The sequence below is a fragment of the Rhodobacteraceae bacterium M382 genome (assembly GCA_025141015.1).
Classification (GTDB): Bacteria; Pseudomonadota; Alphaproteobacteria; order Rhodobacterales; family Rhodobacteraceae; genus Aliisedimentitalea; species Aliisedimentitalea scapharcae.
The window spans coordinates 3,939,353-3,951,133 of record CP081098.1 but is presented as its reverse complement, the minus strand read 5'-3'; the positions used below and the strand labels follow the sequence as shown (position 1 = coordinate 3,951,133).

Genomic DNA, 11,781 nt, shown 5'->3' with positions numbered 1-11,781 from the left:
TGGTTTAGGGAGTCACTGGAAAAGGGGTTAGGGCCAGATTAACTGGCCGGTTAACGCCAGATGCTACATTTTGCGAATCGCGCTCGCTATTTTTTCGACGCCGGGTTCGATGCGAGACGGCGCAATCGACGAATACCCGAGCCGATAGAAATTGTGTTTGCGGTTCGATGCGTGAAAAAACGGTGCGCCTGGTTCGATCAACACGTCCTCTTCGCGCAGGATTTCGGCCAGCTTGGTGGTGTCGATCCGGTCCGGAGCCTGCATCCACAAGGAAGACCCGCCATAGACGCCGCGCCCGGCAATGGTGAGCTTGTGTTTGGCGACAGCATCTTCGAGAGTTCGCCGGCGTTCGTGTAAAGCCGTGGCTGTCCGCCTGATCTGAGCGTCGTAGTGACCCAATGACAGAAAATAGGCCGCCGTACGTTGGACGTGGCCAGGCGGGTGGCGCAGGACGCTGGCCCGCAGGGCGCGCGCCTGACGAATAAAGGGTTCGGACCCCACCAGATATCCAAGGCGCAAGCCGGGAAACAAAGATTTCGAAAAGCTGCCCGTATAGATGACACGCCCGTCTTCATCCATGGATTTGAGAGCGGGCGATGGCGCGGCCAGAAATGCCATCTCGAAATCATAGTCGTCTTCGACGATCAGAGCATCCAGTTGCCTGGCGCGCTCCAACAAACGCTTTCTGCGCTCGACCGGCATTGTCGCGGTCGTAGGTGCATGGTGGCTGGGCGTGGTAAAGATGACATCTGTGTTGGCTGTAATCGCTTCGGGGCGCAGGCCATCGCGATCCACGGCTATCGGGTCCAGCTGACAGCGCGATTGAACCAACAGATCGCGCAGCGAATAATAGCAAGGGTCTTCGATGGCGGCCTTGCGATCCGGGCCCAGCAGAATCTGAGAAGCAAGCCAAAGCGCGTTCTGGGCTCCCAAAGTGATGAGAATCTCTTCGGGGCGTGCGGTGACACCGCGCCGTGGCAAGGTGTGTCGGGCGATGTATTCCACCAACAACGGATCGTCCTGGTCGAAATAATCGACAGTCATCGGGGTGAAATCCTTGTGCCCCAAAGCCCGCATGGCGCACAGGCGCCAGTTTGCGTGATCAAACAATGTGGGATCGGCCTGACCATAGATGAACGGATACTTCAGCTGATGCCAATCCAACGGCTTGCGCGGCGTGTCTCCGCCGGTGAAGGTTCGGGCCAAGGCCCGGGACCAATCAACGCGATCCTGGGTTCTGGTCGTCGGCGCATAGGTGGGCGGAATCGGTGCGTTTTCGGAAACATAATATCCCGAGCGGCCGCGCGAGGTGATGTAGTCATTGGCCAAAAGTTCCGTATAGGCCAAGGTCACGGTAATCCGGCTGATCCCCAAGTGGGCCGCCAATTTGCGTGAGGAGGGAAGTTTTTCCCCGACATGAAACCGCCCTGAAAGAATCCCCTCAGCAATCATTTGCTGAATTTGGGATTGCAGGGTGCCCTGTACGTCGGGATTGAGAAAGAAGGTATCGACTGAGATTGCCATGAGGGCAGACTAGTTTGGACTTAATCCAGGTGCAATCTGGACATATTGGAAAAAGCCAATAGTGATCGTTTTTCTTTGAGCGTTCGGTGTGGCGGGCCGCTTTTGTGGAACAAGTGGGTTGAATTTCGCAAAAGAAACTATAAAATTAGTTTAATAGATTTTAGGAGAATCAACATGCAATGGGAAATGGCAGCGCAGGGATTCGCGGCTATGGGGTCCGAAGCAAGGCTCAAGGTATTGCGCACATTGATCCGCGCCGGTCATGCGGGGTTGACCGTCGGAGAGATTCAGGACCGCACAGGCATTGCGCCATCTACATTGGCGCATCATCTCAAATTCCTGTCCGGGGCGGATCTGGTTGATCAGGAGAAATCCGGGCGTCAGGTCATCAATCGGGCCAGGTTCACACAATTGGAAGCGTTGGCGGGGTTCATTTTGAACGAATGCTGTCAGGATGAAGATAAAAAGGCTGCAAACGATGGCTGATATTGCACAAAGTACCTCTGCGCGGCGGGATTGGACGGGGTGGGTGAAAACGCCCTGGACCGTGAGTGTCGTGCTGTTGATCGCGGTTGCGGTTTTGGATCCCGGCAACGTTCGGGAGGTTGTGGGATTTGCGCTGGCCGCTCTGGCCCATACGGCCCGATACATCCTGTTTGCCGTTTTGCTGTTGGCGTATCTCAAGGCGACGGGGGCCGAAGTTTTGGTGGCGCGGGCCTTTGAGGGGCGCGAAACCCGCATGATCCTTTTGGCGGCTCTTTTCGGAGGCCTGGCTCCGTTCTGTTCCTGTGAAGTCATCCCATTCATTGCCGGTTTGTTGGCGCTTGGGGCTCCTTTGTCGGCAGTCATGGCGTTCTGGCTGAGCTCTCCGTTGATTGACCCACCCACATTGCTGATCACGGCCGGTGCTCTGGGGTGGCCGTTTGCCATTGGCAAGGCCGTGGCGGCCGTCGGCCTGGGCCTATTCGGCGGGTTTGCCATTCGCGCGTTGAAAGGGCATGGAGCCTTTGCGGCACCGCTCAAGGTGTACAAGCCATCTGGTTGCTGCGGCGGCACCAAGGTGGAGGACCCCAAACCCCATTGGGCGTTCTGGCAGGAAGAGCCGCGTCGCGCAGTGTTCAAGGCCGAGTTTGTCAGCAATGGTCTGTTTTTGCTAAAGTGGCTGGCCTTGGCGTATGTTCTGGAAGCGCTGCTGGTGAATTATGTCCCTGCAGACCTGATTGCTCAGGCTGTTGGTGGCGAAGGGGTTGTTCCGATCGCAGTTGCGGCCCTGGTCGGGATGCCTGCCTATCTGAACTCCTACGTTGCACCGCCGCTGTTGGCCGGGCTGATGGAGCAGGGCATGAGCGCTGGTGCTGCAATGGCGTTCATGGTTGCTGGCGCGATCAGCTCGATCCCGGCGATGGCGGCCGTCTGGTCACTGGTGAAGCCGCAGGTGTTCTTTACTTATCTGGGACTGGGGATCGCTGGCGCAATTGTCAGCGGGATCCTGTTTCAGATGGTCTAGCAGATCGCATCAGCGTCGCCTGGCTTTGCGTGAGGGGCGGTCAAACACAGACGGAACAAGCGGTGCCGGTGCTGAACCGGTGCCGCTATTTTGTGATCAGTCGCCGGGCGGAAAGTAGGTGGACCTGTTTGGTCAACGGCGCGGTGACACAACTCGCCCTTTGGCAAGACGTCCGTATCTGGTTGAAGCTGCGGCGTTTGAAGGGCGCAAAATTCTTGGAGAAAGAATTTTGGTAAGAAAATTCGTGAATTTTCTTTTGCGCTTGCGGCGCGGAAGCGCCCTCACCCCAGGGGAAGAAACCAGGGTGAGGGCAACGTCTTGGTTACCCGAAGACGCGGGTCAGGGCGACATCAACGGAATCCGTGATCTTGTCGATGTCATCAGCCGTCGCGATCAGCGCGGGGCTGAAGCACAGGGTGTTGTTGCGGCTCGGGATCGAGCGGTTGGTCACACCGATGATGACGCCTTGGGCACCACATTCGGCCACAACCTGCTGGGCCAGCTTTTCTGCGACAGGTTCTTTTGTTGACCGGTCTGCGACCAGCTCGGCCCCCAGGAACAGGCCCTTGCCACGCACGTCACCGATCACCTTGTGCTTTTCCATGAGCGCCTGAAGATTGCCCATCATCCGATCACCCATGTTGGCACAATTGCCCAACAGGTCTTCGTCTTCGATGATGCGCATGTTTTCCAAAGCAGCCGCAGGGCCGGCAGTGCAGCCCCCAAACGTCGAGATGTCACGGAAGTAGTTCATCGGATCCGAGGCGTCATCCTTGAACAGGTCAAAGACGTCTTCGGTGGTGGTCATGCAGGCAATCGCGGCGTAACCGGACGCCACACCTTTGGCCATGGTCACAAAGTCGGGTTTGATACCGTACTGTTGATAACCAAACCAAGTGCCGGTGCGGCCGACACCACAGACCACTTCGTCGATATGCAGCAGCACGTCGTACTTCTTGCAGATCTCCTGGACCCGCTCCCAATACCCTTCGGGCGCTTCGATCACGCCACCACCGGCCGTCACCGGTTCCAGACACAGCAGGCCGACAGTTTCCGGACCTTCGCGCAGGATCACCTCTTCGATGGCATCGGCACAGGCCTGGCCAAAGGCTTCGCCGGATAGGTCTTCCAGGCCCAATTCGTGCTTGCGGTATTCCATGCAGTGGGGCACGCGCACGAAATCGGGCGCAAACGGGCCATATTGTGCGGTGCGCTCGTCCTGCCCACCGGCCGACATGGTCGCCAGAGTCGAACCATGATAATCGCGGTCGCGATACAGGATCTTGGTTTTCTTGCCGCCATAACGCTTGTGCGCGATCTGGCGCACCATCTTGAACACCTTCTCGTTCGCTTCGGACCCGGAGTTGGTGTAATAGACGCGGCTCATGCCGGGCATTTTGCTGATCAGCTTTTGCGCAAACAGCGATCCGGGTATCGAACCGGCCGAGTTGGCGAAATAGCACACTTTCATCAATTGCTCGTAGACGGCCTTGGCAATGGATTCACGGCCATAGCCAACATTGACGGTCCAGACGCCACCTGAAACGGCATCCAGGAATTCCTTGCCGTTCTGATCCCAGACGCGCATGTCCTTGCCTTCGACAATGATGCGGGGATCCGATGTTTCCAGCGCCTTGTGCTGGAACAGGTGGTGCCACAGGTGAGCCTTGTCGGCTTCGACCACGCGGGAAAGATCGTTTTCGTTGAACGTGCCGTCCATGACATGTCCTTTCATTCTATATGAGACGCTTTGCGCGCGCCCCCGCTGACCGGGGCTATTTGCGATAAGTCACCACACATGGAAACCGTGGTGGAATATAGGGCCAGATTCCCAAATCCCGTAACGCCAGAGCGAGGGTGGAAAATCATAAGATGCTGAAAATAAATAGGTTTGATAAAAATGATCAAATTTCATGACCACCTGGACAGAGTGTGAGCTTGGCAGACCAGCAAACGGGCGACAGGTTAGATAAAACTGCGATGAGGGTGAGAATGATGGACGTCAATTCACTGTGGCGGGTCACGGCTCCCAAACCCCCAATCGGTCTGGGAGCCAGTGGAGATCTGTGCTGTGACGTTCTGGTTGTTGGTGGCGGCTTTACAGGTCTGCGCGCGGCGTTGGAATTGGCCGAAGCCGGAACCGATGTGATCGTGCTCGAGGCGGAAACCTTGGGATATGGTGCATCCGGGCGCAGCGGAGGGCAAGTCAATCCGATGTTGCCAGTGACCTATCCCGCAGATTTGCGCCGCGCCGTGGGAGATGTTTATTTTGACCGGATGGCAGACGTGTCTTTGCGCTCGGCTGATGATCTGTTTGATCTGGTGCGGAAATATCAAATTGCATGTGATGCGCGCCAAAATGGATGGGTTCGGTGTAATCACTGCGACAAGGCCCGAACAGCCTGGGAAAAGGCCGCGCGTTTGTGGAACGCTTTCGGTGCTGGATTCGAATTTCTGGGGCAAACGGATGTACAGCGTCTGACCGGAGCGTCCGGATATGGCTCGGCTGTGTTGTCACCCAAAGGCGGTGCAGTCCAACCGCTGTCTCTGGTATACGGGCTTGCCGCCGCCGCCGTTGCCGCCGGAGCGCGCATCATAGAGGGGGCCAGAGCCAGCCAGCCACGCCGTGAAGGTGCTGATTGGGTACTCAATATTGATCAGGGTCAGGTGCGCGCGCAATCAATCATTGTTGCAACCAATGGGTATACCGATGATCTGATCCCGGGATTGAAACGTTCAATCCTGCCGCTGACACCGGTTCAGATCGCGACCGAACCTTTGAGCGACGATCAAATCGGTCCGATTCTGGCCCAAGGACATACGATTTCCGATACCCGGCGTCTGATCATGTACGCCCGTCGCGAAACTGGTAACCAAATGGTGTTCGGGGGCATCGGGTTTCGTAAACCTTTCGGTGGCACAGGCGGCTTCAGGTGGCTGCTGCAAGATGCCCCCAGGATCTTTCCCAGCCTCAAGGGGGTCAAATGGACATATCGCTGGGGGGGTGAAATTGCGCTGACATCGGATCATGTCCCGCATCTGCACGAACCGGAACCGGGGATCTTTGCGGGGCTGGGCTATAATGGCCGTGGTGTCGCGATGTCTCTTGTCATGGGCAAGGTTCTTGCCCAGCGGGCGTTGGGCGCAGGTGCCGAAAGCCTGCCGTTCCCGGTTACCGGCATGCGCAATTATCGGTTCCGTGACATCCAGGTCAGAGGCGCTGGTTTGGCTATGGGATTGATGCGGGTTCGGGATAAACTGGAAGCAGATTGAAATCTGGACTTAGTCGGGGAGTGAAACTGGGAGTATCGTAGCAGCCCAACCATGAACATTGTTTGGGTCAACCCTTGGCCCGGAGCAAATTGAGCAGCTGCCATGCAGTTTGAATTCAATCAAGTCTCTGGACTCCAAAGTCAGGGTGTCGCAGCCTAAGAGCGGGATAACCGTCAAAAAAATAAAGGGAACTGGATCTCACGGGGTCTTAATCCTAAAAAACACGACTGGGCAGGGCTCGAAAGGGGCTGTCCAAAATGATCAACTGGGAGAAAAAGATGATCAAAAACAAAATCAAGAGCTTCGCATTTGCAGCCGCCGCAGCCGTCACGGCGCAGGCGGCCGTCGCCGAAGAGCTGACTGTTGGGTATTTCCTGGAATGGCCCATGCCTTTCCTGGCGGCAAAAGCCGACAAATCCTATGACGAAGCTCTGGGAATGACAGTGAACTGGGTCAGCTTTGAAACCGGCACAGCAATGAGCGCGGCCATGGCGTCGGGCGACGTTCAGATTTCGGTCAGCCAAGGTGTGCCGCCTTTCGTCGTCGCGGCCAGCGCTGGTCAGGACATCCAGGTTCTCGACGTTGCGGTGTCTTACTCGGAAAATGACAACTGTGTCGTACGTGCCGATTTGGAAGTGGATAAAGATTCGGCCAGCGAACTGGCGGGCAAGAAAGTGGCTGTTCCAATGGGAACTGCGGCCCACTATGGCTTCCTGCGCCAGATGGACCACTTTGGAATTGATCTGGCGTCGCTGGACATCGTTGACATGGCACCCCCAGAAGGCGCAGCTGCGCTGGCCCAGGGTGCCGTCGATTTTGCCTGTGGCTATGGCGGCGGATTGGGCCGCATGAAGGAGCATGGCAACACGCTTTTGACTGGTGCGGAAAAAGAAGAACTGGGTATCCTGGTGTTTGACGTGACATCGGCCCCTGCAGGGTTTGTCGCCGAAAGCAGCGACGTTGTTTCCACATTCCTCAGCGTCACAGCGGCTGCCAACGAAAAGTGGAACTCGGGTGCCGGTGGCGACGAGATGCTGGCCGTGATTGCCAAGGAATCCGGCATGGACATCGACTCGGCGCGCAGCGCGATTTCGACCATGAAATTCCCGGGCGTCGAAGAGCAGTTGTCGCAGACGTGGCTGGGTGGCAACGCTCAGACATTCATGAAGGGTGTGGCTGACGTGTTCGTGACCGCCGGGTCGATTGATTCGGCGCTGGATAGCTATGAAAACGCTGTGAACGCCGGTCCTCTGGGCGCGGCTCAGTAATCGCTGATTGCACATTGGGCGGGCGTTCGCGACGAACCCCGCCCTTTTTGTCACCACTTCCCTGCACAGCCGGGGCACACCGCCGTTCCCAGCTGTCCGAAAATGATAACATACAACGCGCGAGGTCGCCCGTATGTCTGGACTTTCCATAGAAAACATCTCGATGCGTTTCGATCTGCCCAATGGCGGATCGGTTCAGGCGCTGAAAGATGTCTCCCTGCATCTCAAAGAAGGTGAATTGATGAGCGTGCTCGGCCCTTCGGGCTGCGGCAAGACGACATTATTGAATATTCTGGCCGGTTTCCTGGCACCGACCGAAGGTCAGATCGTCATGAACGGCCACCGCGTGATCGGCCCGGATGCCGAACGCGGCATGGTGTTTCAAAAAGGTGCCCTGTTTGAATGGATGAGCGTGCGTGAAAACGTGGGTTTCGGCCCGTCGATGAAGGGAATGCCGAAACTCGACAAGGTCGAAATTGTCGATCACCTGTTGGATGTGGTCGGGCTTCAGGACTTCAAGGAAAAGGCCGTTTACGAACTGTCTGGCGGGATGCAGCAGCGGGTGGCGTTGGCGCGTTGCCTGGCCAATGATCCCGATGTGATCCTGATGGACGAACCGTTGGGCGCATTGGATGCGCTGACCCGGGAAAAGATGCAATCGCTCGTTTTGAAACTGTGGAAGGAAACCGGCAAGACCATTATCCTGATCACCCATTCGGTCGAAGAGGCGCTGTTGTTGGGCGAACGCCTGTTGGTCATGGCGCCACGCCCGGGGCGCATTCACAAGGAATATAACCTGCCGTTTGCTGATATGGGCGTCGGGCAGGATCTGCGTGAAGTCAAGAAACATCCTGATTTTGCCGTCAAACGCGATGAGATCCTGGGCATGATCTGGGACATGGAAGAAGAAATCATGGGACGCACGGAGGCCGCACAATGATACCGTTTCTCCTTTATGCTGCGATTTTTATCGGTGCGTTCTATATTGTGAAGTTCCTGGTGCATCGCACCGCCAAACACGACTACACGTCGCTCAAGACCGTGACCTTTGGTGATGAAAGCGCGGTTGTCTCTGACCGGGTGGCCAGTGTCATTTCGGTCGTGACCATCTTTGTCATGTGGGGGATCTTTACCGGCTCAACCCTGCTGCCTGGCTTTTTGCATGCTCCGGGTCCGTTCGAGGGCGAAGCGTCCTTTGAATATACCGCGCAGGCAGAAAATGGTGACCGCGACACCGCCACGGTGACGGTGTTGGTGCATCCCGTCGATCAGCAGGTGGACAAACCCGAAGTCGACCCCGGTGACGGCTGGGCCAAGAACGACAGTGCCACCATTGGAATGTGGCGCAGTGGTTTGATCCGGGTCGACAAGAATGACGAAATTGGCCGCAGCGAAGGCGCAAAAGTCGTCGCTGTCAACGGAACACCAATTGCACCGGGTGGGTCGGTCGAAACCGATTTTGGACGGGTTGGAATGTCGCCCAAGGGGACATTGAACTTTGAACCGAACAAAGGCTGGCAAATGGAGCCGATCTGGTTGCCGGCCCCCGAAGACGTGGCCGTCCGGCTGGCTGAAATTGCCTCCGAGGGTTTCCGCGATACCACCCTTCTGGAACATCTCGGCTTTTCGTTGATGCGCGTTGTGATGGGTTTCGTTCTGGGGGCTTTGGTCGGTATCCCATTGGGATATGCCATGGGGTTGTCCAATTGGTTCCGTGGATGGTTCGACCCGATCGTCGAATTCATGCGCCCGGTGCCACCGCTTGCGTTGATCCCGCTGGTCATCATCTGGGCCGGGATCGGTGAAGCGGGCAAGATCATCCTGTTGTTCCTGGCCGCATTGTGGATCATGGCGATTGCTGCCCGTTCGGGTGTGTCCGGCGTGAATATTTCCAAGGTCCACGCGGCCTATAGCCTGGGTGCCAGCAAAGTGCAGATCATGCGCTATGTGATCATGCCAAACTCGCTGCCGGAAATCTTTACCGGAGCCCGCGTCGCCATGGGCGTTTGTTGGGGGACAGTTGTGGCTGCTGAACTGGTGGCCGCCGAAAAGGGGGCTGGCATGATGATCATGGTCGCTTCCAAGTTCCAGAACACCGATATCGTCATCATGGGGATAATCCTGATTGGTGTCATCGGGTTCGGCATCGATATGCTGATGCGCTGGATGGAGCGTCTCATGGTGCCGTGGAAAGGCAAAGCGTAACAGCCGCTATACCATAGAAATGACAACAGGCCGGGGTTTCCCCGGCCTGTTTACTTTTCGCCTGGCCCCATGATCGGCCAAAGCGCATGACATTTGACTTTCGATACGTGTCGGGCCCCGATTGCGTATTCAGCGCTGGACCAACTGTCCGGCAGCCTCTTTCAATGTGGCCAGGGAAACCGTGTCAGTTTCGAAAACAGCCAATGCGGTTTTATACGCCTGTTTTGCCTGTTCATCCCGACCCAATGTCGCATAGGAGCGCACCAGCATGACCCAACCGTCCAGATCCATGGGATCATCCTGCAAGCGGTCGGCCAGCCCCGCGACCATATCGTCGATCATCTGATCACGTTCACCCTGGCTCAACTCTGACATCGCAGCCACTGCGGCTGCGTCCGGCCCCTTGTTAAGTGCAAGACCCAGGGCTTGCTCGGCCTCGTCAATCTTGCGGCTGACGAACGGGGCATTGGCATATTCCACCCGTGCGGTGTTCAACGCGTCCCGGGCCGCATCCGGATCATTGCTGTCGACATACAGGCGGGCGAGCTCGATCCAGCCTTTGAAATCCCTGGGGGTTTTGGCAAGACGGTTCACGAGATTGGCGATATCTGCCGAAGAACTCAGAGCCGGTCCGGACGCCACATTGTTTTGGGCGGTTTTGATTTCGGCAGGGGTTGCATCGGGCAGGATCTGACGCAGATCCGCTCCGATGGTCCGGGCCACATCAACGATGTCGCGACGGACCAAAGGCACCCAGGGTGCAGATGGATCAGAGGAGTCGAGCAAGGTGACCCAGCCAACCAATGCGCCCTGATAATCCTGTGCCTGTGCCTTGGCCAAAGACAGATAATAATGGGCCCGTGGGTCGTTGAAATCCTGGGCCAGTTGCAAAAACAGCTCCCTGGCCTCGGCGGAAACCACGTCGTTGTTGGCAGAGACGATGGCTTCGGCATAGGCCGATTGGATTTCGGGTTGATCAGTGGCGAGATCGGAAGCTTTGCCATAGGCGTCGCGCGATTTGGCGTAATCCCCGATCACAGCATAGGACTGTGCCAACAGAACCCAGGCGTCCAGATTCTCAGGATCCTGTTCGGCCTTTTGCGCCAATAATTGAATGCTGCTGCGCAGGTCGCCGGCTTCGGCTTTTTGGTGCAGGATGTCGTCGGCCCGCGCCGCCAATGGTTGGTCGGGGGCGTCGGGCGCGCCCAATCCGGCATACAGCGCCAAGCCCAAAATCGCTGTGACGGCGGTCAGGCCCAGCGTTGCCATAGGTGCGCCGCGTGACGCAACCAGAGCTCGTTCATTCTGTCGTGACACATGCAGCGCCCGGCGTTCGATTTCCAATGTTGCGGCTTCGGCCTCAGTGGCGCTGATCAAGCCGGACGCACGATCTCGATCGACTTCTTTCATCTGATCCCGATAGATCGACAGCGCGCCGTCCACGCCAGACAGTTCGCCCGGCTTGGCGCGCAGAAATGGCCATGCGATCCAAAACCCGGCGGCGATGGCAGTCGTGGTAATGACGATCCAGAACATCATGCCTGATCCCCCTTCAACAGCTTGCGGGCTTCGGCGCGGTCTGCGTCAGACAAGGCCCCGCTAGAGGTTCGCAGTGTCGGGCGTTGGCGCAGGTAGACAGCGGCCCCGGCGATGGACATCAGCACCAACAGCACCGGCGCGGCCCACAGCGCGTATGTCTTGGGCGAGACCGGAGGATTCAGCAGCACAAAGTCACCAAAGCGTTCGTGAACGTAATCCAGCACCTGTTGATCACTGTCCCCTGCATCCATCCGTTCGCGCACCACGATGCGCAGGTCCCGCGCCAGGCCGGCATTGGAGTCAAAAATTGATTGGTTCCGGCATTTCAGACACCGCAGCTGGCGACCGATATCTCGGGCGCGGGCCTCTTGTGCGGGGTCGGTGAACATCTCCTCGGAATCCAGCGCCAGCGCGCCGGTGGCGAGGGACAGTATCAGGGCAATGAAGGTCAGAAAGCGGGTCATT

10 protein-coding genes are annotated in these 11,781 nt (G+C 57.3%); 6 read left to right on the top strand and 4 right to left on the bottom strand.

Translation table 11 applies throughout. The features are described from left to right. Positions 1 to 63 precede the first annotated feature (63 nt). Positions 64 to 1,524, bottom strand: coding sequence for a PLP-dependent aminotransferase family protein (locus K3727_18280; protein UWQ90689.1), 1,461 nt, complete (start codon positions 1,522 to 1,524; stop codon positions 64 to 66). A gap of 174 nt (positions 1,525 to 1,698) precedes the next feature. Here K3727_18280 and K3727_18275 point away from each other — a divergent pair, with 174 nt between their 5' ends. Both K3727_18275 and K3727_18270 read left to right on the top strand, forming a co-directional pair. Beyond that, a complete protein-coding gene (locus K3727_18275; GenBank protein ID UWQ90688.1) occupies positions 1,699 to 2,010 on the top strand; it encodes a metalloregulator ArsR/SmtB family transcription factor in 312 nt (103 codons plus the stop codon). Then, a complete protein-coding gene (locus tag K3727_18270) occupies positions 2,003 to 3,031 on the top strand; it encodes a permease (protein ID UWQ90687.1) in 1,029 nt (342 codons plus the stop codon). The genes K3727_18275 and K3727_18270 overlap by 8 nt, the downstream gene beginning before the upstream one ends. Positions 3,032 to 3,353: 322 nt before the next feature. On the opposite strand, the gene K3727_18265 is transcribed toward K3727_18270, so the two are convergent. Continuing rightward, the gene (locus K3727_18265) at positions 3,354 to 4,751 is read right to left on the bottom strand and encodes an aminotransferase class III-fold pyridoxal phosphate-dependent enzyme (protein UWQ90686.1); all 1,398 of its coding nucleotides are present in this window, start codon (positions 4,749 to 4,751) and stop codon (positions 3,354 to 3,356) included. 272 nt (positions 4,752 to 5,023) lie between these two features. Here K3727_18265 and K3727_18260 point away from each other — a divergent pair, with 272 nt between their 5' ends. The 4 genes from K3727_18260 (at position 5,024) to K3727_18245 (ending at position 9,777) form a co-directional block, all read left to right on the top strand. Further along, positions 5,024 to 6,304 (top strand): FAD-binding oxidoreductase, encoded by a 1,281-nt coding sequence (locus tag K3727_18260; GenBank protein ID UWQ90685.1) that lies wholly within the window; start codon positions 5,024 to 5,026, stop codon positions 6,302 to 6,304. A gap of 278 nt (positions 6,305 to 6,582) precedes the next feature. Beyond that, positions 6,583 to 7,572 carry an ABC transporter substrate-binding protein gene (locus K3727_18255; protein UWQ90684.1) on the top strand — a complete coding sequence of 330 codons (990 nt, stop codon included), beginning with the start codon at positions 6,583 to 6,585 and terminating at the stop codon, positions 7,570 to 7,572. A 133-nt stretch (positions 7,573 to 7,705) separates the two neighbouring features. After that, positions 7,706 to 8,512 carry an ABC transporter ATP-binding protein gene (locus K3727_18250; GenBank protein ID UWQ90683.1) on the top strand — a complete coding sequence of 269 codons (807 nt, stop codon included), beginning with the start codon at positions 7,706 to 7,708 and terminating at the stop codon, positions 8,510 to 8,512. Then, the gene (locus K3727_18245; protein ID UWQ90682.1) at positions 8,509 to 9,777 is read left to right on the top strand and encodes an ABC transporter permease subunit; all 1,269 of its coding nucleotides are present in this window, start codon (positions 8,509 to 8,511) and stop codon (positions 9,775 to 9,777) included. Before K3727_18250 ends, K3727_18245 begins: the two co-directional genes overlap by 4 nt. 129 nt (positions 9,778 to 9,906) lie before the next feature. Here the strand turns inward: K3727_18245 and ccmI are convergent, their stop codons facing one another. Both ccmI and K3727_18235 read right to left on the bottom strand, forming a co-directional pair. After that, complete coding sequence (gene ccmI, locus K3727_18240; GenBank protein ID UWQ90681.1) at positions 9,907 to 11,316, bottom strand: c-type cytochrome biogenesis protein CcmI; 1,410 nt, start codon at positions 11,314 to 11,316, stop codon at positions 9,907 to 9,909. After that, positions 11,313 to 11,780 carry a cytochrome c-type biogenesis protein CcmH gene (locus K3727_18235; protein ID UWQ90680.1) on the bottom strand — a complete coding sequence of 156 codons (468 nt, stop codon included), beginning with the start codon at positions 11,778 to 11,780 and terminating at the stop codon, positions 11,313 to 11,315. Before K3727_18235 ends, ccmI begins: the two co-directional genes overlap by 4 nt. Between the last annotated feature and the right edge of the window lies 1 nt (position 11,781).